Source organism: Thalassospira sp. CH_XMU1420-2 (assembly GCF_037029325.1).
Classification (GTDB): domain Bacteria; phylum Pseudomonadota; class Alphaproteobacteria; order Rhodospirillales; family Thalassospiraceae; genus Thalassospira; species Thalassospira povalilytica.
In genome coordinates this window covers 620,745-645,533 of sequence record NZ_JAYMEG010000002.1, presented here as the reverse complement: position 1 = coordinate 645,533, position 24,789 = coordinate 620,745, and the positions used below count along the sequence as shown (strand labels likewise).

20 protein-coding genes and 2 tRNA genes are annotated in these 24,789 nt (G+C 55.3%); 11 read left to right on the top strand and 11 right to left on the bottom strand.

Going from position 1 to position 24,789, the window contains the following annotated elements:
* Positions 1-24: 24 nt before the first annotated feature.
* From WA429_RS07670 to WA429_RS07660, 3 genes are all read right to left on the bottom strand, one after another.
* Positions 25-804, bottom strand: a complete 780-nt coding sequence (locus tag WA429_RS07670) for an MBL fold metallo-hydrolase (RefSeq protein WP_068516925.1) — start codon at positions 802-804, stop codon at positions 25-27.
* A gap of 117 nt (positions 805-921) precedes the next feature.
* Positions 922-1,755 (bottom strand): ion transporter, encoded by an 834-nt coding sequence (locus tag WA429_RS07665; RefSeq protein ID WP_287465492.1) that lies wholly within the window; start codon positions 1,753-1,755, stop codon positions 922-924.
* A gap of 159 nt (positions 1,756-1,914) precedes the next feature.
* The gene (locus tag WA429_RS07660) at positions 1,915-2,871 is read right to left on the bottom strand and encodes an acetyl-CoA carboxylase carboxyltransferase subunit alpha (protein ID WP_287465493.1); all 957 of its coding nucleotides are present in this window, start codon (positions 2,869-2,871) and stop codon (positions 1,915-1,917) included.
* 148 nt (positions 2,872-3,019) lie between these two features.
* Between WA429_RS07660 and WA429_RS07655 the strand changes: the two genes are divergently transcribed.
* On the top strand, positions 3,020-3,511 hold the full coding sequence (locus tag WA429_RS07655; protein ID WP_287465495.1) for a GNAT family N-acetyltransferase: 492 nt from the start codon (positions 3,020-3,022) through the stop codon (positions 3,509-3,511).
* Here the strand turns inward: WA429_RS07655 and WA429_RS07650 are convergent.
* Positions 3,508-3,876, bottom strand: a complete 369-nt coding sequence (locus WA429_RS07650) for a winged helix-turn-helix transcriptional regulator (RefSeq protein WP_068516922.1) — start codon at positions 3,874-3,876, stop codon at positions 3,508-3,510. The two genes, WA429_RS07655 and WA429_RS07650, sit on opposite strands and share 4 nt — an antisense overlap.
* A gap of 178 nt (positions 3,877-4,054) precedes the next feature.
* Here WA429_RS07650 and WA429_RS07645 point away from each other — a divergent pair, with 178 nt between their 5' ends.
* Positions 4,055-5,077: a zinc-binding alcohol dehydrogenase family protein gene (locus tag WA429_RS07645; protein WP_287465496.1), complete on the top strand. Its 1,023-nt coding sequence runs from the start codon at positions 4,055-4,057 to the stop codon at positions 5,075-5,077.
* 87 nt (positions 5,078-5,164) lie between these two features.
* On the opposite strand, the gene WA429_RS07640 is transcribed toward WA429_RS07645, so the two are convergent.
* Positions 5,165-6,151 (bottom strand): HpcH/HpaI aldolase/citrate lyase family protein, encoded by a 987-nt coding sequence (locus WA429_RS07640; protein WP_114113008.1) that lies wholly within the window; start codon positions 6,149-6,151, stop codon positions 5,165-5,167.
* Positions 6,152-6,528: 377 nt separating this feature from the next.
* Between WA429_RS07640 and WA429_RS07635 the strand changes: the two genes are divergently transcribed.
* Positions 6,529-7,689, top strand: a complete 1,161-nt coding sequence (locus WA429_RS07635; protein WP_068516919.1) for a GGDEF domain-containing protein — start codon at positions 6,529-6,531, stop codon at positions 7,687-7,689.
* Positions 7,690-7,743: 54 nt separating this feature from the next.
* Here WA429_RS07635 and WA429_RS07630 read toward each other — a convergent pair whose 3' ends face one another.
* Positions 7,744-8,265, bottom strand: a complete 522-nt coding sequence (locus WA429_RS07630) for a glycine cleavage system protein R (protein WP_287465497.1) — start codon at positions 8,263-8,265, stop codon at positions 7,744-7,746.
* A 267-nt stretch (positions 8,266-8,532) separates the two neighbouring features.
* Between WA429_RS07630 and WA429_RS07625 the strand changes: the two genes are divergently transcribed.
* Complete coding sequence (locus WA429_RS07625; protein WP_287465499.1) at positions 8,533-9,021, top strand: fasciclin domain-containing protein; 489 nt, start codon at positions 8,533-8,535, stop codon at positions 9,019-9,021.
* 182 nt (positions 9,022-9,203) lie between these two features.
* On the opposite strand, the gene WA429_RS07620 is transcribed toward WA429_RS07625, so the two are convergent.
* Positions 9,204-9,280, bottom strand: a tRNA-Arg gene (locus tag WA429_RS07620).
* Between the two features lie 336 nt (positions 9,281-9,616).
* Between WA429_RS07620 and WA429_RS07615 the strand changes: the two genes are divergently transcribed.
* Complete coding sequence (locus WA429_RS07615; protein WP_068516916.1) at positions 9,617-10,735, top strand: hypothetical protein; 1,119 nt, start codon at positions 9,617-9,619, stop codon at positions 10,733-10,735.
* A gap of 131 nt (positions 10,736-10,866) precedes the next feature.
* Positions 10,867-11,268: a DUF4169 family protein gene (locus WA429_RS07610; protein ID WP_287465501.1), complete on the top strand. Its 402-nt coding sequence runs from the start codon at positions 10,867-10,869 to the stop codon at positions 11,266-11,268.
* 457 nt (positions 11,269-11,725) lie between these two features.
* Here the strand turns inward: WA429_RS07610 and WA429_RS07605 are convergent, their stop codons facing one another.
* The 3 genes from WA429_RS07605 to lipB all read right to left on the bottom strand — a co-directional run bounded on the left by WA429_RS07605 (position 11,726) and on the right by lipB (position 14,278).
* On the bottom strand, positions 11,726-12,265 hold the full coding sequence (locus tag WA429_RS07605) for a hypothetical protein (protein ID WP_228194426.1): 540 nt from the start codon (positions 12,263-12,265) through the stop codon (positions 11,726-11,728).
* A gap of 355 nt (positions 12,266-12,620) precedes the next feature.
* Positions 12,621-13,619 (bottom strand): diguanylate cyclase, encoded by a 999-nt coding sequence (locus WA429_RS07600; RefSeq protein WP_170310211.1) that lies wholly within the window; start codon positions 13,617-13,619, stop codon positions 12,621-12,623.
* Positions 13,616-14,278 (bottom strand): lipoyl(octanoyl) transferase LipB, encoded by a 663-nt coding sequence (gene lipB, locus WA429_RS07595; protein ID WP_206928107.1) that lies wholly within the window; start codon positions 14,276-14,278, stop codon positions 13,616-13,618. The genes WA429_RS07600 and lipB overlap by 4 nt, the downstream gene beginning before the upstream one ends.
* Before the next feature lie 117 nt (positions 14,279-14,395).
* Between lipB and WA429_RS07590 the strand changes: the two genes are divergently transcribed.
* The 3 genes from WA429_RS07590 (at position 14,396) to mgtE (ending at position 18,723) form a co-directional block, all read left to right on the top strand.
* Positions 14,396-14,482, top strand: a tRNA-Leu gene (locus tag WA429_RS07590).
* Positions 14,483-14,825: 343 nt separating this feature from the next.
* The gene (locus WA429_RS07585; protein ID WP_068516912.1) at positions 14,826-17,117 is read left to right on the top strand and encodes an NADP-dependent malic enzyme; all 2,292 of its coding nucleotides are present in this window, start codon (positions 14,826-14,828) and stop codon (positions 17,115-17,117) included.
* A gap of 202 nt (positions 17,118-17,319) precedes the next feature.
* The gene (gene mgtE, locus WA429_RS07580; protein ID WP_287465504.1) at positions 17,320-18,723 is read left to right on the top strand and encodes a magnesium transporter; all 1,404 of its coding nucleotides are present in this window, start codon (positions 17,320-17,322) and stop codon (positions 18,721-18,723) included.
* 126 nt (positions 18,724-18,849) lie between these two features.
* Here the strand turns inward: mgtE and WA429_RS07575 are convergent, their stop codons facing one another.
* The gene (locus WA429_RS07575; RefSeq protein WP_068516910.1) at positions 18,850-21,477 is read right to left on the bottom strand and encodes a bifunctional diguanylate cyclase/phosphodiesterase; all 2,628 of its coding nucleotides are present in this window, start codon (positions 21,475-21,477) and stop codon (positions 18,850-18,852) included.
* A 390-nt stretch (positions 21,478-21,867) separates the two neighbouring features.
* Here WA429_RS07575 and WA429_RS07570 point away from each other — a divergent pair, with 390 nt between their 5' ends.
* Both WA429_RS07570 and WA429_RS07565 read left to right on the top strand, forming a co-directional pair.
* On the top strand, positions 21,868-23,259 hold the full coding sequence (locus tag WA429_RS07570) for a class I SAM-dependent RNA methyltransferase (protein ID WP_287465506.1): 1,392 nt from the start codon (positions 21,868-21,870) through the stop codon (positions 23,257-23,259).
* A 260-nt stretch (positions 23,260-23,519) separates the two neighbouring features.
* Positions 23,520-24,566, top strand: coding sequence for a flagellin N-terminal helical domain-containing protein (locus tag WA429_RS07565; RefSeq protein ID WP_287465508.1), 1,047 nt, complete (start codon positions 23,520-23,522; stop codon positions 24,564-24,566).
* The last annotated feature ends 223 nt before the right edge of the window (positions 24,567-24,789 follow it).

The window sequence follows — 24,789 nt, the reverse complement described above, 5'->3', positions numbered from 1 at the left end:
GCAGATTATGCGCAAGGATACCGATCAGCCAAGATCGAAACTTTGTCCTGGCTCGATAAAACCGCAAAATCCGTCTGCAATCGCATCGGGTTTGTCATAGGCCTGATAGTGATAAAGCCACATCTTGGCTTTTACCGCGTCGGGCAACGTGACCAGTTCTTTGTAATGGGCATGGACGCCGGAATGTCTGGGGCCAAGTTCACAATCCTGAAAAATGATATCTGCTTTTTGATACAGCGACATATGGTCGTCGGGATTGAAAATCGCATCTGTCGTCAGGAAAAAGGACTGCTTTTTTCCGTGCCCGAACAGGGCATAGGAATACATGGTGGTTTCATTGGTCACGATATGCGGTGCGGGGATGACATCAAGATGCAGTCCCTGCCAGTCAAAGCCGTCCTTGATGCTGAGCGGGGCAACATCGAAATAGGATGACAGCTGGCTGTTGCCATGGTCGCTGGTTTCAAGGCCGCCCCGCAGGGAATGTTCCCACAATGGTTCCAGCAGTTCCTGAACCGCAAACAGCGTGGCGCGATGTCCGTCAAACACAAAATAATTGGCAAGCGCCATCCATTCCAGACCACCAATATGGTCCGAATGCAGATGGCTGATATAGACCGCATCAAAGTCGTTGGGCATGTAGCCAAGGTTGCGCAGCGAATGGCGCGCATCTGAACCACAGTCAATCAACAGGCGATGCGGTTGTGCGTTACCCGACGGGGTCGTTTCCAGAACCATGTTGCTCTGAAAATTGTCGGCTGCCATGCAAAAGGCTGAGCCCGTCCCCGCAAACGTAAGCTTCATTCCCCGTTCTCCCGATATTTTGTCGAAAGATTAGACGAGGTTCGGGGCGTTTAACCACCCCCTTTTATGAGCAAAGCTTGAATTTTTCTTGTCGATGGTGCTCTGACCACCTGTCTTTTAGGTGTTGGATGATCTGTTTTGATCGGAATTCGGGCCGGTGTTTGCCGCTGATTGGGCGGCGGAAAGTTTGCTCATTTCCTGACGTAACGCGCGGAGTTCCTGCATGATTTCCTGATGATCAAATTCGATCTCGCCGCGGGTTTTGTTTTCTTCGACATCGACATGGGTCGACATTGCGTCAACCACAATTGCGATGAACAGGTTGAGCACCGCAAATGTGGTGACAAGGATGAAAGGAACGAAAAACAGCCATGCCAGCGGGTAAGACTCCATGACCGGACGGACGATCCCCATCGACCAGCTTTCGAGCGTCATGATCTGGAACAGCGAATAAAGCGACGCGCCGATTGTGCCAAACCAGTCGGGGAAGCCCTGACCGAACAGTTTGGTTGCCATGACCGCAGAAACATAGAAAACAAGCGACAGCAATGTCAGCACCGACACCATGCCCGGAATGGCACGCATCAGGGCTTCGACCACCTTGCGCATCGAGGGCACGGTCGAAATCAGGCGGAACGCACGCAGGATTCGCAATGCCCGCAATACCGAAATGCCCTGTCCGGCCGGAAGCAGCGTAATCGCGACAATGGTGAAGTCAAAGACGTTCCAGGCGCGCTTGAAAAAGGCCAGCCGATAAACGGCAAGTTTCATCAGCAGTTCGACGACAAAGATCGCAACGGCAATCTGGTCGAGAACATGCAAAACCGTTCCGGCCTTTGCCATGACCGTTTCAGAGGTTTCAAACCCCAGAATCACGGCATTCACAGCAATGACGATGGTGATGAAATTTTTAAAGCGACTGGATTCTACGATCCGGCGAAGAGCGTCCATTCAGGTCTAGGCTCCGTTCGATGAGTATGATGACACCGAAAAGGGGAGAAAATGGGCGCCTGTTCTTGCCGGGATGTAACCGACGGACACATTGCGCCGGAGATCAGCAAAACAGGGCGCGACACGTCAAACCACGAGTATCGCGCCCTGAATTTAAAATCAGTTCAGGCCTTTGCGGCCCATTTCAAGGAACTTGTCGCGACGGCGTGCCTTGAGAACACCGCCTTCGACATCATCCATGCTTTCAAGGGCCTTGATGATGGCATCACCCACACGTTTGCAGGCTTCCTTGGCGTTGCGCTGTGCGCCGCCAAGCGGCTCGGGCACGATATCGTCGATCACGCCAAGCTGATGAAGGTCCTGTGCGGTAAGGCGAAGGGCCTCGGCAGCGGTTTTGGCTTCGTCGCCCGAACGCCACAGAATGGAGGCACAGCCTTCTGGCGAAATCACCGAATAGATCGAGTTTTCAAGCATCAGCACCGTGTTGGCAACCGCAAGCGCAATCGCACCACCAGAACCGCCTTCGCCGATGATGACCGATACCAGCGGAACCTTGATATCAAGGCAGGCTTCGATCGAACGCGCGATGGCTTCGGACTGGCCGCGTGCTTCGGCATCGGCACCCGGGAAGGCGCCGGCCGTATCAACCAGGGTCACAACCGGAATGTTGAAACGTTCAGCCATACGCATCAGACGGATGGCCTTGCGGTACCCTTCCGGACGGGCCGAACCGAAATTGTGTTTCACACGGGTTTCCGTATCACGGCCTTTTTCATGGCCGATCACCATTACGGTACGGCCCTGAAGACGACCAAAACCGCCGATGATTGCAGCGTCTTCGCCAAACTGGCGGTCGCCGGCAAGCGGGATGAAATCGTCAAACAGGTTTGCGATATAGTCGGTAAAGTGCGGACGATCCGGGTGGCGGGCGACCTGCGTCTTCTGCCACGGGGTCAGCTTGCCATAGGTGCTTTGCAGCAACTTGGTCAGCTTGTCCTGCAGGCGCGCAACCTCGTCTGCGATGTTGACTTCGTCATTGCCCGTCAGGTGACGGAGCTCTTCGATCTTGCCTTCAAGTTCGGCGATCGGTTTTTCAAAATCGAGGAAGTTATGCATCAGGGCATCATATCCGACTGGGAAACAATGGGGCGGAACATAGTTGATCAACCCGCTACGTCAAGAGTTGACCGATAAGCTATCCATATTTTCCGTTTATGGCGTAAGGTTCGCACTTCATCCAGTGACATTTTGCACGCGGGTTGCCATGACGTCCAGTATCCAGATCACAGTCGCGCAAGTACCTGAAAAAGTTCCGTTTGATCGGCTTGTGGAAATTCTTCTGGCGGCATTCGCCTTTCAGGATGGCATCGTCGATCCGCCAAGCTCGGCAAAGTCGGTGAATGTGTCCGAACTTCAGTGGCGATTTGCCCGCGATACCCTGATTCTGGCCCATGATCAAAACGGCACCGTGGTCGGACAGGTCTGGATCGAAGATATCGGCAAGGATGCGTACCTATATAAATTGTCGGTGGACCCCGCGATCAAGGGCGGGGGCATCGGACGTGCGCTGGTCGAGGCGGCCTGTGCGTTCGCGGCAAAGAACGGCAAGGAGATGATGCGCCTGCATGTTCGTGTGGAACTGCGCGACAATATTGCGTTCTTTCGCGCCCGCGGATTTGACATTGCGGGCGAGGGCATTCACGACGGATATGATCGCCCGACATTCTGGAAAATGGCCCGGCGTCTTTCGGTCTAGGCGGTCTGTGTTTCCGGAAGTCCCTGTTTTGACACTGCATAATAGGGCACATGGGTTTCACCCCATGCCTTGAGGGCCAGGATAATGTCGCGAAGCGTTTCGCCCTTGGCCGTCAGGCTGTATTCGACCCGCGGGGGAACTTCGGCATAGACTTCGCGATGGACAAGACCGTCGGCCTCCAACTCGCGGAGTTGGCGGGTCAGCATGCGCTGGGTCACGCCGGGCATCATGCGGCGCAATTCGTTGAACCGTTTTGTTCCATCAAGCAGATGGAACATCACAACACCTTTCCATTTGCCCCCAATGACATCAAGTGCGCCTTCGACCGGGCAACCGGGACTGCGATTGGGCGGACAGATGGTCATCGTGAAACTCCTTCATGGGCGAAATAGTGCGCATACTGTTGGCGAAAACCGCATAAATCCGCATTAGTATACAAATTGTCACTATATGCAAAAATTGTGCGTACTTATCACTTTGGTCATTATGCGCTACCTCTTTGGCATTCACAAATCAAACCTTTGAAGAAAAGGACGACATACGATGAAAGCCATTGGCGTTTATAAATCCGCCCCAGTCGATACCGACGGGCTGTTCACCCGAATTGAGACCGAAGCATCGGTCGCGACCGGTCATGACATTCTTGTGCGGGTCAAGGGGGTTGCGGTTAACCCGGTTGATTTCAAAGTTCGCAAAGGCAAACAGGATGACGGCGCGTTCAGGGTTTTGGGTTGGGACGCGGCCGGTATTGTCGAAGCGGTCGGCGAAGATGTGACTCTGTTCCGTCCGGGCGATGAAGTCTGGTATGCGGGCGATGTCACCCGGTCCGGATCGAATGCCCAGTTGCAACTGGTGGACGAACGCATCGTCGCCCCAAAACCGAAATCACTTGATTTCGCAGCGGCCGCGGCCTTGCCATTGACCACCATCACCGCGTGGGAAGCGATGTTTGACCGTTTGCTGATTGATCGCGATGCGGTGGCAACCAATGGCGCAAAAACCATCCTGATCATTGGTGGTGCAGGCGGTGTCGGCTCGATCGCGATCCAGTTGGCAAAACTTGCCGGTTTGAAAGTGATCACGACCGCATCGCGCCCCGAGACTGTTGCCTGGGTCAAGAAACTCGGCGCGGACAATGTCATCAATCATCGCAATCCGCTTGATGAAGAATTGGCTGCCCTTGGCATCGCGAATGTCGATTACATCTTCTGCACGTCGGAAACGGATCAGTATTTCGATGTGATGGCATCCATGATCGCGCCACAGGGCCGGATCGTGACCATCACCGAAGCGACGCAAAATCATAATGTTGACCTTCTGAAAGCAAAATCGGCCAGCTTCTCTTATGAATTCATGTTCACTCGCTCGATGTTCCAGACCGATGACATGATTGAACAGCATAAGTTGCTGGCAACTGTCGCACAGCTGGTCGATGACGGTGTGATTGCCAATACCGCAAATGAAAGCTTTGGCCCGCTGACACCGGAAAGCCTGCAAAAGGCCCATGCGCTTCTTGAAAGCGGCAAGGCGATTGGCAAGATCACCTTTGATGCGATCCCGGATTAGGAACGCCTGAAAATTCGCGTTTTACAGCCAAAAGGGGCGCAGTGATCTGCGCCCCTTTTACCGTTTTAACGTCGCCGGGCTTTTGGCTTAGCGCACATCACGCGCGGCAATGGCTTCGGCCTGTTTGACCATGACTTCGGCCTGTTTGATCGATGCGATATCGATCAAACGGCCATCAAGGGCGACAGCACCGGATCCTTCAGTCTGGGCTTTTGCCATGGCTTCGAGGATGCGTTTGGCTTTGGTCACTTCGGCCTCGGACGGTGAATAGACATCATTGGCGAGGCCGATCTGGCTTGGATGAATGGCCCATTTGCCTTCGCAGCCCAGCACCATGGCGCGGGCACCTTGGGCGCGATAGCCATCGGGATCGGAAAAGTCACCAAACGGACCATCAATCGGGCGCAGACCATTGGCGCGTGCGGCCACGACCATGCGCGCAATGGCATAATGCCACATATCGCCCCAGTGATAGTCGCGCGGATTGTCGCCATCCTTGTCGGTCAGAACGCCATAATGCGGGTTCGGGCCACCAATGCCGGTGGTCATCGCCTTGGTCGAGGCCGCGTAATCGGCAACCCCGAAATGCAGGCTTTCATTGCGCGGGGAGGCCGCGGCAATTTCGTGAATGTTCTGCATGCCAAGGGCGGTTTCAATGATCAGTTCAAACCCGATCCGTTTTTTGCGGCCTTTGGCCGTTTCGATCTGGGTTGTCAGCATATCAAGGGCATAGACGTCGGACGCGGTCCCGACCTTGGGGATCATGATCAGGTCAAGCCGGTCGCCGGCCTGTTCAAGAACATCAACAACGTCACGATACATATAATGTGTATCAAGACCGTTGATCCGGACCGACAGAACCTTGTCACCCCAGTCAATGTCGTTGATTGCCGCGATAATGTTTTTGCGGGCCTGTTCCTTGTCGCTGGGCGCTACCGCGTCTTCCAGATCAAGGAAAATGGCATCGGCTTTGGATTTGGCGGCCTTTTCAAACAGCTCGATCCGGCTGCCGGGGACGGCAAGTTCCGATCTGTTCAGGCGTGCTGGCGCCGGGGTCGGTGTTGTGAAGCTCATGATAACGTCTCTCCAGAACCTGTCATTTCAAGTGGACTTCACGGGCAAGCAATCCCGTGAATGTCGCTGGCGTGTTTTGCGTCCCGTTTTCGGGATCGTACCGTGGCCGCCGTGACAGTTATGTGGTCCGCGATCATTGTGCGTCGCGGTAGTCCTGATCTCAATTTATGGTGCATATGCGAAGGCTGGCAAGCTTAAAAAGCGTGCGTTCCATTGTGCTTTCGACGCAGACGGGTGTTTAATAAGAAAAAGTGGAGATAAGCCCGATAAAGCAATAGCCCCTTAACAGCTCAGCCGCTAGATTACCGCCGATATCCGGGGGCGGCGTACTGCAGCCATTCCCGATGGTCACATCAGCAGGTAGTAAAAATCGACCCATGCGTCGCGCTTATTCCATCATTGTTTCCGCCGGTATGGCACCTGTCCTGATCATGGGGGCATGTCTGGTTCTGGCGATTTCGCCAAACCTTGTACCGAACGAACTGGCCGGGCTTGTCCGGTATGGTCCGTTTTTGCTGGCGGTTCTGGGCGGTGCGATCGCGTGGTGGTTCAACCGCGGGCGCGCGGTGTTTGTGATGCTATTGCTGCTGATCTGTTATTGGCTTCTGGTCGGTAACGGGGCGGGGTTTTCGCCCGACGGGTTGGCCTTTTTACGCATTGCGACGCTGTATCTGATCCCGATCAATCTGCTGATCCTTGGCTTTACCGCGGAACGTGGTGTTTTGAACCCGCGCGGCATCGCCCGGATGCTGGTTCTGGGATTGCAGATTTTTGTCATGCTGATGCTTGCCGGGCAGCCCGATGTCGGCTCGGCACTGTATCATCTGCTTGATACCCGGTTTTTTGTCAGTGCCGGTTTCCTTGACGCAATGCCTCACCCGGCCATGATTATCTCGTTTGTGGCGGTGGTGTTGTTGCTGATCCGTCACAAGCCGCTTGAAACCAGTTTTGCGGCGGCGATCATTGCCATTGATGTCGCAACTGTCATGGGGGCGGGCATTATCCAGTATGGATATCTTGCCGCCACCGGGGTGGTGTTGGCGGGGCTGGCCCAGGAGGCCTGGCGAATGGCATTTGTCGATGATCTGACGGGGCTGCCCGGGCGGCGCGCCCTTGGCCATGCCATGGCCGAACTTGGCAATCAATACACGGTTGCGATGCTTGACGTTGATCACTTCAAGAAATTCAACGACACCTATGGGCATGATGTTGGCGACATTGTTCTGAAAAAGGTGGCGCGTGAATTGTCACGTGTTGGCGGGGGCGGCAAGGCGTTCCGTTATGGCGGCGAAGAATTCACCGTACTGTTTGCCGGCCGGACCGCGCAAAAGGCTACAGAGCCGCTCGAAGCGTTGCGCAAACGGATTGCTGAAAATAAAATTGCTGTCCCTGAAAAGAACAAAACCGTTTCCGTGACGATTTCGGTCGGGGTTTGCGAACGCGACGATGATGCGACCGATCCCTGGGGCGTTTTGAAGCGCGCCGATCAGAAACTTTATGAAGCCAAGCAGGCCGGCCGTAACCGCGTGGTTGCCTGATCAGACAACAAAACTATCGGTTCGGGCCGGTGTCAGGCTTGGCTGCCTTGCTGCTCAAAGCTCATCAAATTTGAACAAAAGCCGCATGGAACCCGCCGTGTTGGCAAGGGTCGCCAGGCAGTTTGCCGCACGTTCGGCCGGGATTTCGACCGCAAAACGGGTGGTATAGATGCGCGCATCCTTTTCATCGGTTGCCGATGCCGCCATGCGAACGATATTGGCATTATATTCGATGAAGATTTCCGACAGGCGGGCGATCAGACCCGGCTGATCAATGCCGGAACATTCAATCAGATGGGTTGCGCCGGGGGCGGTGGTCAGTTCCGGTGCAGCCGCGATCTGTTCAACAAGAATGTCGGCATCGGTCATCGGAAGTTCGCTGACAGCGGATTTGCATTCGGCAATGGAACAGCTTTCAGGCAGTTCGCAATCGGTTTCAAAGATCGCTTTTGCGTCCTTCATGGTGAAGGATGTCGTGCCAAGGTTCGCTCCAATGTCAAACAGGCGTCCGGTAATGTCCGAAATAAGACCGACGCGGTCATCGCAAGAAATCATAATGCGTGCGTTGGCGTTCATCTGTCGCGCTCCGTATTGTGGAAGTTCCCTAAGGCTTTGTTTTGAATTGCCATCCTATCAATAGCTATATGCGCTTCGCACGGTCTTTTGTCGATTGTCCGAAACAAAGAAAAATAAGGTCAATACGCGCGGGATCAGGCATCCGATGAGGTATCCGGGTTCACATTTATATGATTGAACCAACCGTCAAACCCTGAGCGTAAGCGATCTCTGACAGCGAAATGCGGAATGCAAAATTCCGTAATCACGTTCCAAGGAGATTGAAACATGACTGCTTTCAGAACTTCGCTTATTGCTGTTAGCGCCGCTGCGGGCCTTTTGCTTGGCGCGGCATCGGCCAAGGCTGCCGACATCGTCGATACCGCCGTTTCGGCCGGTTCGTTCAAAACGCTGGTTGCTGCGGTACAGGCAGCAGGCCTGGTCGATACCCTTAAGGGCGACGGACCGTTTACTGTATTTGCCCCGACTGATGATGCCTTTGCGAAATTGCCGGCAGGCACGGTCGAAGACCTGCTGAAACCCGAAAACAAGGACAAACTTGTTCCGATCCTGACCTATCACGTGGTGCCGGGCAAGGTGATGTCGGGTGACATCGCCGGCAAGGAAATGGCGGTTGCCAGTGTGCAGGGCGACACCATTGATGTGAACGCCACCAGTGGTGTCATGGTCGATGACGCGTCGGTCGTAACGGCCGATATCGAAGCCGATAACGGTGTCATTCACGTGATCGACAGCGTGATCATGCCATCGATGTAATTTGCCGGAATTATGATTGGCCAGAATGGCAATTAGCCAGAATTGGCATCAGTGCAGCCCGTCGCGCAATTGCGGCGGGCTGTTTTCTTTTGGGGATTGTGATTGAAGGGCAGTGGTAAAGTGCAAAAAGAACAAAGGCCAAAAAAGCACAAAGGCCCGACGGGTAACGTCGGGCCTTTGACTGGCGCGCCCGGAAGGATTCGAACCTCCGGCCTTCTGATTCGTAGTCAGATGCTCTATCCAGCTGAGCTACGGGCGCATTGCCTTAATTTCCGGCGGTTTGCTTGGGTGTGCTCCCCGTCGGCGGAGCGGAACTTATGCAAACGAGCAGGGCATTGCAAGCAGTAAATTTCAAAAAAAGGTATTTTTTCACAAGCCACCGTTTACAGGACTGCTACGCACTTGTTTTGCCCGGCTTTGTCCGGTTTGTCGGACTTATGGACAAGACTCGGCAAAAAAGGGGCAAATGCGTCTTGTTCCATAAGTGGTCGTGGACTAAGATGCTTTCAATCCCGGGGGAGCAGGGGCTTGTTTCACCACATAAAAAGGCAAGCCCAGGGAGATTCGCATATTTCTACTTAGGTAATAGATCGAAATGGCCGTTCGTAAAACCTACCTTGCCGTAATCGGCACCGCCCTTATGCTGGGGGGATGTTCTTTTTCTTCTGAGGCCCTTTGGCCGACACTTGCTGGTGAAGAAGATACGACCCAGAACAATGTGGTCGCATCCGAGCCGGTTGGTGCCAATGCCACCACCAGTTACGATGTTGCTGCAAGCACGCAGCCGCTGACCGGTGTTTCTCAGACCGGGACCTTTGTCGGTTCCAAAGTCGAGAACATGCAGCAGGAACTCAACCGCCTGAAGGCGGCTCTGAATGAACACAACAACGAATTGCAACAGCTTCGGGCACAGACTGTGTCGCACTCGCAGGCCTATCACGGCACTGTGGCGGCAATCAGCGCGCGTCTGCAGGTTGGTACCACCCCGGGCAACCCGGTTCTGGTGCAGCAGTGGAACACCGCGCAGTCCGAACTGGATCGTGTGAATGACGATATCGCCGCGCTGAATTCGCTGGCAAACAAGGTTGCCGCCGACAGCACGCTTTCGACCTTCCTGCTTGAGTCGGTTCGTTCGGCTTATCAGGTATCGGGTGCTGTTGACGAAGATCACCGTCAGCTCGCGCTGCTTGAAGACGAAACCAACCGCACCACGGTGCTGATCGACCGTCTTCTCAATGAAATCAGCGAAAGCCTGTCGCGTCAGACATCCTATGTCAGCACCGAACGTGCGAACCTGAATGCCCTGGCACTGGCCGTCAAAAACGGTGAAATCTTCGGGGATTCGCTTTCCAAGCGTGTCTTCCAGTCACAGGCTGCACCGGCATCGAGCAGCCCGCGCATGGCCGCAACCAGCGACCGTCCGCTGGTGGTTATTCGGTTTGACAATGCCAACGTGAAATACGAGCAGGCGCTTTATAACGCGGTAAACCGTGTTCTGGAACGCCGCCCGCAGGCAAGCTTTGACGTGGTTGCCGTGACCCCGAATCGTGGTACCCCGGCGCAGGTTGCGTTGAATTCCAACAAATCCAAACGTAATGCGCAGGCGGTTCTTCGCTCGCTCACCGATATGGGCATGCCGAGTTCGCGCGTGCGCGCATCGGATGCCACCAGCGCATCTGTTTCGGCCAACGAGGTGCATGTCTTCGTGCGCTAAGTCCGGCTGGACATACGGATTTTAAGAACGGCTATGGCGGGTGCTTCGGGAAATCGAAGCACCCGTTTGTTTTGGATAATGTGACCCGACAGATCCCCTGTCGGTTTGATAATGTTCCAAAGAAGAGTGTGATGGGTGATCTCGTCAATTTGCGTCAGGTGCGCAAACGTAAGCAGCGCAATGAAAAGGCCAAAAAAGCCGACGAGAACCGGGTTCTCCACGGGCGCACCCGGCATGAACGCGATCTGAATGACGCCCGCAAACAATCGGCGGGAAAACACCTAGATGGTCATCGCCGTGATGATCCCGATGCGTCCAATCCGTCCAATGCGCCCAATAGGCCCAAAGCGTCCGATGAACCGGATAATGCCGATGCGGCTGATGCCCGGGATGCGGGGGGCAAAGACCATCGTGCCGATCAAAGCCCGCAACCGTCCGAGGCCGGGATGGCAAAAAGCCGATCAGACGAAACCGCGCGGGATAATGTCGTATCGATTTTCGGTCACGGCAAACCGGGGAATGATCCGGCCTGATCAGCCTTCCTGTCATAGATAATTTTCCCATCCTGTCGTTGCCTGTGACAGCGTGATGGTGGTTCATAGTCGCGTTCGGGGGTACCCCGCCGTACTACTTCATGGGGCCGCTAAGCAGTCTTGCCTGCCTGCTGGGTGGAGGAGGTGATGTCGGACGTGCAAGGCATCACTGGTGCGCTCTCGAGTGGCTGAGCGCGCCTTCGTCACGGGGCGTGGACATTGAATAGGGACATTGAACTGGGAAGCAGGGGGCAGAATACCGTCACCCGGTTCGGAAATGCAGTGTCAGGGGCCTGATGCCATCACTGCAAAACACGCGGGCAAATTCGGGCCGTTACATCGGATGAGCACGGCAGTACCGGCGATATGCCGGGAATTCAAATCACAGCACCAAAACCATTTTTGATCCGGTGCCGGTCACAGGTCCTTTGGGCTGATATTCCGGATGAACCGGAAATCAGTTCAGAAGCGTTTCGGCTTCGCGTTTGCTTTGATCAAGTGCCTCGTCCCAGCCCATAAGCCAGTCTTCATGATCGCGCGAATCTGACGGGTAGGGATTTTCTGTTAGGCGATGCGCATCAAGCCCGGCGGAAAAGCCGGAACCATACGCCGAATTGGGCAGATGACGTTCATGCACCACAGGGGCATTGGTTTCATAGACCCGGTTGCGAAATGCCGGCAGCGAACACAGCACGCCATCATCAATACCCAGCGGATAGGCCATCATCATAGCAGTTCCAAGGGAAGTGATCGAAAGCTCGTCACCGGTGGTCACACGAATAAGCCCGGCCATTTGCAGATTGGCAATGGCGGTGTCGATGCGCCGTTGCAAATCCGGGCCATCTTCAATGGCAACCTGATTGCCATCATCGTCTGTGCAGAAAAGGGATAAAACGCGCCGCAACAGCATGTTGCGGTCAAGATTTGCTTCGGCACTGCGCAACACCGTGAGCATCAGCGCGGGATCGCCAGGTGCAAAATCCATAGAACTGGACATTCAGGGGCCTCCGTTCAGATAGAACCGAATTCCCTCCCAAGCTGGCAGCTTTTCTCTCTCACCTCGGCGTCGGGGCCGAAGCCATGCTGCCTTTTATTATTATAGTTTGCAGATATGTTTCCAACTTGTGAAGACAAGATTGCAGACCGAAAGAATTTTTTATTCCTGTGTGTGAAATGCATCGCACCAAAGCACCAGGTGTCTGTTTTTCCGTGAAAATCGGCAGACCGGCAAAAGGCGATGATCACCATATAAACCCGATGCAAAACCGGCCATGACGCCATGAAAACACGTCTGCATGCGCAAATCGCATCCACATGGTCACTGTTTAGGGATCGGGAATGCGCCTTGCGTGCTATTTAGACGGTTTTGGGGCCGGTTTTGTGTCGGGGCTGCGCCAGACCCGCACCCGGTTGCGACCGCCTTCCTTGGCGGCATAAAGGGCCCTGTCGGCCTTTTCGATGATTTGTTCGATTGTGCGGCTTTTGGTCATCGGGGCCGCCCCGATGGAGGCAGTGACCGGAAGGGTGGTGCTATCGGATATTGTTACCGGGGATGCTTCGATCACCCGGCGCAGACGTTCCAGCACGCGCGCGCATTGTTTCATGTCTGCATTGGGCAGACAGATCAGGAATTCCTCGCCGCCATATCGATAAACCTTGTCGAACGGGCGGACATGAGATTGCAGGATGCCGGCAACCGATTGCAGCACCAGATCGCCGGCCTGATGGCCATAAGTATCATTAACCGATTTGAAGTGATCAAGGTCAACAAGGGCGATGGCGGTCGGGACCTGGGTTCGAATCGCACGTTCGCGTTCGGAATTCAGATCCCCCATCATGGTTTGACGGTTATAGGTCCCGGTCAGCGGGTCAACATCGGAGCGCGCCGTGCGAAATGCGCGTTCAAGACGACGCAACTGGGCAAAAAACGATTCGGCGCGCAGGGCCATCATATCGAATTCGGCCGAATCGATTTCGCCATCAACAGCGCGCGCACTTAAAAGCCGTTTGGCCGAATCGTGCAATTGTTGATGGGTGGCTGCCAACGCATGCATGGCGGGCTGATCAATCAGGCGGTTATTGCGGTTAAGTTCGTACCAGGCGCCAAAATCGCAGTCATGTTCGTCATCGTCCATTTCGGACGGATGCGGAGAATCGGGAAACATCAGCTTCCGATTCCAGCGCAATATCAGTGCGATATGTTCGCCAAGTGCCTTTTCGAGCTCGGCCAGGATGTCGCGTTCAGCATCGGCCATGCCGCCCTCGGCAACGCTTTCGGGCATTTTGTGGCCCTTGCTGTTGCCTTTCGCCGATCGGGTGGCATTCGATGCTGGTTGCGACGTGTCATTCATTCAGCTGGCCCGGGAAATACTTCGGTAAAGGTCTGTTTTAACAGGCGATCAAGTTCATCCATAGTAATATCGACCCCAAGGTCGGCAAGGCTTGTGACCCCGTGATCGGAAATTCCGCACGGAACAATGCCACCGAAATGCGAAAGATCCGGGGCAAGGTTGATGGCAATGCCGTGGAAGGTCACCCAGCGGCGCACACGTACGCCAATGGCGGCAATCTTGTCTTCACGACCATCCGCCCGCACCACCCAGATGCCGACACGGCCGTCCCGGCGTTCGCCCTTGACCCCAAGCAGGGCAAGGGTGCGAATCACCCATTCTTCAAGATTATGGACATAGGCACGCACGTCACGACCGCGATTCTTGAGATCGAGCATCAGGTAAACCGTACGCTGACCCGGCCCATGATAGGTATATTGGCCGCCACGGCCCGCGTCATAGACAGGAAAACGATCCGGATCGACCAAATCCTCCTGATGGGCGCTGGTGCCGGCTGTATAAAGTGGCGGATGTTCAAGAAACCAAACAAGTTCATTGGCTTCGCCAGCATGGATGGCCTCGGCACGGGCTTCCATTTCGGCAAGGGCTTCGGGGTAGGAAACCAACTCGGAGGTGGTGCGCCACTCTAGGATTTGCGCGGTTGGGGCGATGCTTTGCATTTTTCCTGTCAAATAAGTGAAAAGATCCCTTGATCAGGGGTAATCAATTTGCTATCTCCCTTTCCGCGCCAAGGCAAGCCCACTTCGAAACCTCACGGGACTTGCTGCAGACAATATGCGGTCGTGGCGGAATTGGTAGACGCGCAGCGTTGAGGTCGCTGTGGTAGAAATACCGTGGAAGTTCGAGTCTTCTCGACCGCACCATTATCTGGCTCACCCGGGCGACCGGGAAAGCCACGAAAAAGAGCCCGCCAGAAATGGCGGGTTTTTTCGTTTCTGGACCTTCCCCATATATGTCCTACAATGTTCCGGTCAGGCGGTGTCGGGCAATGTCCGGTAATCAACGCAGTTGCGATACAACTGATTGATTTATTGTGCAGTGCCGCGTTGAGAATTATGCAATGCAGCCCATTGGCCGTGCGTTACACTGAGTGCTTCTATCGCAGGGAAAACTGCTTTAGTCTGGGCGTCCCGCTAGAGTGAATTATCAGGATTTAACCATTTCGTGGTTAATTAATGTAAATACCTGAAATTAAAAGGTATTATAATGGCAAATAGAAATGACAAGCTGCGCGAAGCGGCTTTGGACTATCACCGGTATCCCACCCCGGGGAAATTGTCCGTAACGGCAACCACCACACTTGCCAACCAACGTGACCTTGCGCTGGCCTATTCGCCGGGCGTTGCGTTCGCATGTGAGGAAATCGTCAAAAACCCCGATACTGCGGCGGAATTTACCGCACGCGGCAATCTGGTTGGTGTGATTTCCAACGGTACGGCTGTGCTTGGTCTTGGTCCGATCGGCCCGCTGGCATCCAAGCCGGTGATGGAAGGCAAGGCGGTTCTGTTCAAGAAGTTCGCCAATATCGATGTCTTCGACCTTGAAGTCGCCGAAACCGACCCGCAGAAATTTATCGATATTGTCGCAGCGCTGGAGCCGACTTTCGGGGGTGTTAACCTCGAAGACATTAAGGCACCGGAATGCTTCATCATCGAAAAGGCATTGCGCGAACGCTGCAACATTCCGATCTTCCATGATGACCAGCACGGCACGGCAATCTGTGTGGCCGCGGCCGTCCTGAACGGTCTGCGCGTAACCGGCAAGGATATCAACAAGGTCCGTCTGGTGGCATCGGGTGCCGGTGCCGCGGCACTGGCGTGTTTGAACCTTCTGGTGTCGATGGGCCTGCCCAAGGAAAACATCACGGTCACTGACCGGTTTGGTGTGGTCTATAAGGGCCGTCAGGAAGAAATGGATCCGTGGAAAGCGGAATATGCCATTGAAACCAACGCCCGTACCCTGAGCGATGTGGTCGAAGGTGCCGATATCTTCCTTGGCCTGTCTGCACCGAATGTCATGGGCGAGGACGAGCTGCGCAAAATGGGCGAACGTCCGATCATCATGGCGCTGGCCAACCCGACCCCGGAAGTATCGCCGGAACTGGTCAAGGAAATCCGTCCCGATGCAGTTATGGCAACCGGGCGTACCGATTATCCGAACCAGGTGAACAACGTTCTTTGCTTCCCGTTCCTGTTCCGAGGTGCCCTTGATGTCGGCGCGACCGAGATCAACGAGGAAATGAAGATCGCCGCGGTAGAGGCAATTGCCGATCTGGCAACCGCCGAAGTATCGGACGTGGTGGCGACCGCCTATGGCGGGGAGGAGCTTAAATTCGGTCCGGAATATCTTATTCCCAAGCCGTTTGACCCGCGCCTGATGCTTGAAATTCCGCCACGCGTTGCCAAGGCCGCGATGGATAGTGGTGTTGCCAAACGCCCGATCGAGGATTTCGATCATTACCGTCAGCAGCTTGAAGGCTTTGTCTTCCGGTCCGGTCTGGTGATGAAGCCGGTCTTTGACATGGCGCGTGCGCACAAGAAACGCGTTGTCTATCCCGAAGGCGAATCGCGCCGTGTGCTTCAGGCCTGCCAGGTGCTGGTCGATGACGGTGTGTGCCATCCGGTGGTGATTGGTCGCCGTGAAGTGATCCTTGACCGGATTGCCGAGCTTGGCCTGCGTCTTGTTCCTGATGAACAGATCGAAATTCACGATCCCGATGACAATCCGCATTTCGAACAGGATTGGCAGGACTTCCACAACATCATGGGCCGTCGCGGGATCAACCCGGAATATGCCCGTTCCATCGTGCGTACCCGTCCGACCGTGATTGCGGCCCTGATGCTGCGTCGTGGCGAAGTCGATGCGATGCTGTGCGGCTGTCAGGGCGGTTTCCTGCGTCATCTGCGCTATGTCCGCAACCTTGTGGGCCTGCGCAAAGGTGTCACCGATTTCTCGACCGTCAACATGATGATCATGAAACAGGGGACATTCTTCCTGACCGATACCTATGTGTCGGTGGATCCGACCCCGGAGCATGTGGCCGAAACCACGATCATGGCAGCCGATGTGGTCAAGCGGTTTGGCATCACGCCAAAAGCAGCACTGATTTCGCATTCCAACTTCGGCAGCCACGAAAACAAGTCGGCCTGCAAAATGCGTGATGCGTTGCAGCTGATCCGCACCCAGGCCCCCGATCTTGAGGTCGAAGGTGAAATGCATGCCGATGCCGCAATTTCGCAGCCGATCCGTGATCGTATTTTCCCGCATTCGATGCTTAAGGGTTCTGCAAACCTTCTGGTGATGCCGACCCTTGATGCGGCCAACATCTCGTACAATCTGGTCAAGATGCTGGGCGACGGTTTGCCGGTTGGTCCGATTCTGGTGGGTGCGGCAAAATCTGCACACGTCGTCAGCCCGTCCATCACGGTGCGCGGTATCGTCAACATGACGGCGATTGCCGTTGTTGACGCGGTGACGCGCAGCCAGGAAGGCCAATAAAAAATAGCCTGAACCCCACTTGAATTATTCGGCGGGGTTCAGACTTTAATCTTCTATCGGGGCCCTTGACCGGGGCCATGTGATAGCGCAGAAACAGCCGTGTCGGGATTTTGATTATCAACTTCCCGGCGCGGCGTTTTCTTGGCGCAGTCGAAATCTGGTGCGGGACGCAAAAAGCAGCACATCATTCAGGGAGGGGCAGATGACAGGTCAGGTTGAAGAACTGGACCGTCCGGCGGAAACGTCGACTGGCGATGAATATGTCGATCTGACACCTGAATATGCGCGCGAAATTTTCGACGCGCTTGGTGAAGATGACAGCAACACCGCGTCCGAACTGCTTTCGGAACTGCACTTTGCCGATATTGCCGACTTGCTTGGCTGGGCAAGTTCCAACCAGCGTGTGCAGCTTGTCGAACTGATCCGTCCCGATTTCGATCCGGAATTCCTGACCGAGCTTGATGACGAACTTCGCGAAGAAGTCATCAATCTGCTTGGTACCGATGTGGTGGCCGAGGCCATTACCGAACTGGATTCCGATGACGTCGTCGAGGTCATCGAGGATTTCGACGAGGACGAGCAGCGCGAACTTCTCGGCGCGCTGTCCGATATCGAACGTGCGCGTGTTGAAGAAGCGCTGTCCTATCCGGAATATACCGCCGGCCGTATCATGCAGCGCGAGCTGGTGGCGATCCCGGATTACTGGTCGGTCGGCCAGACGATCGATTTCCTGCGTTCGGCCAAAAGTCTTCCGGATGATTTCTATGACATCATTGTTGTCGATCCGCGCTATAGCCCGGTCGGGATCGTGCCGCTGTCGCGTGTGATCCGCACCAACCGCCCGGTTCTGGTGCGCGATGTGATGGAATCAGAAGAAATGCGCACGGTTCTGGTCACCGAGGAACAGGAAAACGTCGCCCATCTGTTCCGTCAGCGCGACCTTATTTCCGCCCCGGTGGTTGATGACAGCGGCCGTCTGGTCGGTGTGATCACGGTCGATGACGTCGTTGACGTTATCGATGAGGAATATGAAGAAGACATGATGCGTCTTGCCGGTGTTGGCGAGGAGGATGACCTTTCCAGTGCCATCCTTGATACCACGCGGTCGCGCTTTACCTGGCTTCTGGTCAATCTGGGCACCGCGATCATGGCGTCACTTGTGATCGGGATGTTCGAAGGAACGATTCAGCAGCTGGTGGCACTTGCCGTTCTGATGCCGATTGTTGCATCGATGGGCGGCAATGCCGGCACCCAGACCCTGACCGTTGCGGTGCGTGCCATTGCCACCCGTGAACTGACCAGCACCAACGCCTGGCGCGTTATCCGCAAGGAAGTGGCCGTGTGCGGGCTGAACGGCCTTGCCTTTGCCGTGCTTTCGGGGGCGGTGACCTGGTTCTGGTTTGGTGATGTCATGCTTGGCGCTGTCATCGGTGTGGCAATGATTGTCAATTTGCTGTTTGCCGGATTGTTCGGTGCTCTGATCCCGCTCGGGCTTGAGCGCGCAGGCATTGACCCGGCGGTATCGTCATCGGTGTTCCTGACGACGATTACCGATGTTGTCGGCTTCTTTGCCTTTCTCGGACTGGCTGCGGCATTCCTGCTTTAGGACCGGACATCGTACACCAAAAACAAAAGCCCCGCCTCAGTCCGAGCGGGGCTTTTGTCATTTCGTCATGGCATTATGGCATTTCGCATGACAGGAACCGCAAAAGGCCCAGCAGCCAGCACAGCTTTACTTGCCGGACTGTTCATCCTGTTTGGGTTTTGATTTGGGTTGAGCCCGCGTCGAGCTTTTCTGACGGGTCAGGAGTTCGGTCGTGTCCTGCGCATCAAGCGGGGCCGAAAGCAGGAAGCCCTGCATTTCATCGCAATCGGCGGCTTGCAGGACAGCCAGCTGTTCCTCGGTCTCAACACCCACAGCAACGACTTTGCGGTTCAGGCTTTTACACAGGCGGATTGCCGGCTGCAAAATGCTGTTTTCGGGCTGTTCATCGAGTGAAAGATTAAACAGCGATTTTGACAGTTTGATACGCTGTACCGGGAAGCGTTTCAGATAGCGCAAGGACGTGTTGCCGGCCGCAAAATGATCAAGTGTCAGGCCAATGCCCGCCTCGGCAAAGCGATAGAACTGGCCAAGTGCCCGTTCGGGTTCGCGCATGGCGATGTCTTCGGATACCTCGATCTCGATCATGGCCGCATCAATTTCATGTTCTGTGGTCAGATCCATGATGTTCTTGATCAGATCGGCCTGAATGAACTGGCGGCTTGAAACGTTCAGTGCAATCGGAACCGGGACATATCCCTGTGCCCGCCAGTCGGACAGTTGCTTGCACACGGTTTCAATGATCCATTGACCAAGCGGGGACAGCAACCCGGTACGGTCGGCAACCGCGATGAAGTCGGGCGGCAGGCGGCGTTTGCCACTGTCATCGATCCAGCGCAGCAATGCTTCGAACCCGGTCAGGCTGCGATCCGATGTCCGGTAGCGCGGCTGATATTCCAGCACAAAGCGTTTTTCATCCACCGCACGGCGCAACTGCGTTTCCATCGACAGGCGCGCATGCATGACGTTGTTCATTGTTTCAACAAAGAAGCAATAAGACGATTCTGCCGATTTTTGCGCGCGATACATTGCCGCATCGGCATTGGCCAGCAATTGCGACGGCGCACGCGCGTCATTGGGATACAGGGCAACGCCGACACTGACATGCAGGCGAATTTCATCACCGGTTGCCGTCTGAATGGGTTGCGACATGGCTTCGACGACACGTTCGGCGACCAGTGCGGCACCTTCGGCTTCTGACAGATCGGTTGCGATGATCGCAAACATGTCGCCGGAAAACCGCGCACAGGTATCCTTTTCACGCACGGTCGCGCGCAGACGCCCGGAAATGGTCCGAAGGGTTTCATCCCCGATATCCGCACCAAAGCGATCATTGATCGCGCGGAAATTGTCGATATCGACCACCAGAACCGACAACAGCTTTTCATAGCGTTTGGCATGCGCAACCGCCTGATTAAGGCGGTCTTCAAACAGTGCGTGGTTTGGCAATCCGGTCAGCGGATCATGGGTTGCCAGATACCGCAAACGATTGACCGATGCATTGGCAGCCGGATTGTGATGCAGGGTGATATCGACGCAATCGGCATTGGTCGTCGATGGCTTCATCGACAGATTGCAAACGACATGAACGCCCTCGGCGCTGCGCACAATCCATTCACGGCGCAATTCTTCGTCACCGCGATTGATCGCAAGCAGCATCTTTTCCTGTGACCGGCGCGATGCGGTGCCGTCCGACTGGAATTCGGGGGCCAGATTGTAAAACCGGATAAAGCCGTAATCTTCTTCGCGCAGGTCAAAGAATTCGGCGGTTTCGGGCGACATCGATTTCAGGTGACCATCAAGCTTGGTAATCGACAGCGCCAGATCATTGATGTCATCACCGGCATTGATGTGATGCATGGTCCGGCGGCCCGCGGGTCTTTGCCGGTTACAAAGCATGAAGATCAGAACGGTGAATATGACGGTCGCCGTTCCCCCGAACACAAGAATCAGTTCAGGATTGATGGTGCTTTGTGTTGCCAGTTTCGGATCGGCAATCACATCAACCAGCCATTGGCGTCCGACGATTTCGACCGGTACGGTACGCTGCAACAATTCATTGTCGCCTTCGCCGCGGATTTCAAACAGGACGGTGTCACCTTCACGGACGCGAACGGTGTAATCTTCGACCTGTTCGGTATTGATCACTGCTGCCAGCATGGACCGGATGCGAAACGCACCGTTAATCACGCCAATAATTTCCCCATCCCGCCCGAGGACCGGGCTATAGGCGGCAAAACCGCGTCCGCCCTGAAGAAGTTCAAGTGTCGGGGTGATCTGGGTGCGGCGTTGATCAAGTGCGATATCAAGCACGGGACCGGCAACCGGATGACGTTTAAGATCGGCACCGATCGCGGGCACATTGCCCTTGATCGGGGCGACATACAAAATGATGTAGTTGGGCGAAATCCAGTTGATGGCCTGAAGTGCGGGGAAGCGGCTTTGTAACGGCGTTGCAATCGACAGATATGCGCGTTCGTCTTCCGGTGCGCCGTCCTGCCAGTTATCGGCAAAACTTTCCAGCACAGCCAGATTGCTGGTGACGATCTGATTGACCTGCTGGGCAACGGCATTGGCGGTGATCTGGGCCGCAGACAGCAAAATGGTCCGGCGGTTGTTTTCAAACGTCTGCCAGAAAAAGAATGTCACTGAGGCAAAGAAAAGAGCCGTCAGAAAACCAGCCACCAAGGCCCGCTTTTTCAGACGGGTCGTTTGCGTGGATGTGTTTTCGTCGGCTTGCTTGTTTTCTTCTTCCATATCTCCCCCATACGTGACCCGCCAAACAGGTCCCCCCGACCCGTCAATACGCGCAGAAAACGTTTCCGTCGCGCCATTTGCGCTGATCATCAAACCCATGATGTCGCACAAATGGTGTCGTGTCACGCGGCCGATTAACAGTTCCCTGTATGTTTTATGGTGTTATTCTTACACGATTTTAAGGGTTTGGTCGCGTTCATTTGCGGATAAATTTTCGCGTCATGGTAATGCTGCCCCGGCCTGTATGGCGATTGCGCGACATGATCGGGAGATAAATCTTTGATCGCCCCTGTTCGCGGTGCGTCAACTGGTGTATCTCAGGCGGGCATCTGACAGTGGCGTCGATCTGTCAGGCAAAGCGTGACAAAGATCACCCCCGAGAGAGAATTTATGAAACATCATCATCGCAATCCCCGGGCCCGCGGGGGACGCAAGCGTCAGCCGTCGCGGCGCGATCCGTTGATTGGTTTTGAAGCGCCGGTCACAATCGAACAGGTTGGGGCGCGTGGTGATGGGATCGCCCATGTCCAGGCGCCGGACGGCAAGTCCGTGCTGGTCTATGTCGATTGCGTATTGCCCGGGGACGAGGTGCGTGTTGCCCTGCGCCAGAAGCGCGGTGATGGCTATGGCGCCGAAGTCATCGAGGAATTGAAAAGAAGCCCCGCATTCAATTCGCCGCGCTGTTCGCATTTCAAGGAATGCGGTGGCTGCGCGCTTCAGCATATGAATGATGATGATTACCGGGCCTGGAAACATGACAAGGCCAGAACGGCGGTTTTACGGGCCGGGATTGACCCCGAAGATGCCGATGACCTGATTGCAGATGTTGAAATCTCCCCGCCGGCAAGTCGCCGACGGGCCGGTTTTTCGGTGCATGTCGGGGCGGCTGGCGTGTTTGTCGGGTTCCATGGCCGGTTCAGCCATACTGTTCTAAATGTTCCGGATTGCGTGGTTTTGCGCCCTGAACTGATGGCATTTCGCGAAGCATTCGTGACGTTTCTGTCCTCCTGTCCGCCCGATCAGGCGCGCGACATCAAGGAAGTTTTTGTCACGCATGCCGATAACGGGCTTGATGTGCTGATCCATGCGACCGCCGATCCTGATCTTGATATGCGTCAGGACCTGGCGGAATTTGCAGACAGTCTGAATATTGCCCGCCTGAGCTGGAAGGTCGGTGATCGCCCCGATGAACCGGTTGCGGCCCGTCATACGCCAACGGTCGGTTTTGAAAATGTCGATGTGCCGATTGCCCCGGGCGGCTTTTTGCAGGCCACCCGCGAAGGTGAGCAGTCACTCGTGACGGCTCTTAAGGCCGCACTGGCCGATATTGCCCCCAAACAGGTGGCCGATCTGTTTTGCGGGGTTGGCAGTTTCACCTTTGCCTTGGCCCTTTCCGGGAAAAGGCGTTCGGTCACCGCGGTTGAAAGCGATCCGCGTGCAGTTGAATTGCTGCAATATGCGGTCGGACAATCAGGAAGCCCGATCAAGGTCGTCAAACGGGATCTTTTCCGACAGCCCCTGACCGCGACCGAATTGGCGGGATTTGATCTGGTTGTGTTTGACCCGCCGCGCGCCGGGGCGCTTGCCCAGTGCGAGGAACTGGCGATTGGTGGCCCGGAATGGGTTTTGGCCGTGTCGTGCAATCCGGCGACATTCACCCGTGACATGCGGGTGCTGCGCAATGGCGGTTATGAAATCCAGAAAATTGTCCCGGTCGATCAGTTCCTGTGGTCATCGCATCTTGAACTGTTTGCGGTGTTGCGACGCACAAAGACCGCTTGATCAGGGATCGATTCGGTCCCGATTAACCGTCCGTTTGGGGCCTGAATCACCGTTGATGCAGGTCGATCAGGCCGGAAATCCCGATATCGCGCGCCGATTGCGCATTTGCGCTTAATGTTTAACGCCGAATAATCTATACTAATGGCTGGTATTTCCGCCGGACACCAGGAAGGTCAGGCGGGCAAAAGTTTGAAAGCATTTCAAATTCTTTGTCCGCGCAACATGTAGTTGCCTCGCCGGCTTGTTTGTGCGGAAAAGCGATGGAACCACTGGCCAGCCAGCTTACGATCTATACCAATACTGCGCGTGCAATCGCACCGCAGAACAGGTTGATTGCGGGCGATGCGAACCAGTCTGCCGCCAATGCCGGATCGACCGGGCGCAATACCGATGCGGTGCGCGGCGCAAATTACACATCTGAAAAGCTGCGTGGCACGCTTGGCAGTGCCAGCGATCTGGTGTCGCAAGCTGCAACTGATCTGTCACGGATCGGCGATGCGCTTGATGAAATAGAAGCGCTGATCAAAACCGCCGAAGAAAACCCGACCCTTTCACGACAACAACGCGCCCAGCTTAATGCCCAGATCGAAGATTATCTGACCACAATCGACGATATCGCGGCAAACAGCAGCTATGACGGTCGCAATCTTTTGGCCGAGGACCAGACCATTACCGTTCAGGCCGGGTCGGGAACTTCGTCGGACAACCGGATCAATGTCGATCTTTATGCGTCATCGGCCGATGATCTGGCAGCAGGTTTGTCATCGATTGACCTGTCGGATGCGGCGGGCGTCACCGATGCGCGCACCCGCATTGACGAGGCACAGCAGGCCCTTCGTGATCGCGAAATCTCGCTGGCGGCTGATGGTGGCAGCATATCGATTGCCCGCGATCAGAACCGTATTTCGCAGGTTGCCGGTGACAACATTGTCCAGGCACAGCTGGCGGCAAATGATGCTTCGGCAACTGACGATGTGCAGGCCAGAATTTCTGAAAACGTTCAGGCCTATCTGGGGGATATCGCCAGTCAGCTTGCCAACCAGACCGTGACGGTCGGTGGCTTTGCCCTGCCGGAACCGCAACCTGATCCGTTCCTTGAACAGAATGATACGGCGGCCTTTGATCCGAATGCTGATGACGACACCGGCTTTGAAACCGGATTTGGCGGCACGACACCAAACAGCCCCGCAGGCACACGCACCACCAGCACGCCGGTCTTTGGCGGCTATGACAGTGGCGGTCAGGCAACCTCAAGCGGCGGTGGCGGCAGTACACAGCGCCCAAGCCGGGTGTCTGTTGATGCCTGATGCCTGATGCCGCACCGGGCTATGGCGGGGTCATTGCCCTGAACCAGTGAGCTTTTTGGGGCACAGGGCAATAACGACACCGGAAGTCATCACCCTTAGTTGCCCACAACCATTTGGCCGTATTCAGGTGATTACAATCAGTCGGTCAATTGCGATGACCTGCGCATCCCGGGCCGTGAAGGTGATTGAGCGGGACGTGCTTTGGAAATGGACGGGGCGTGGA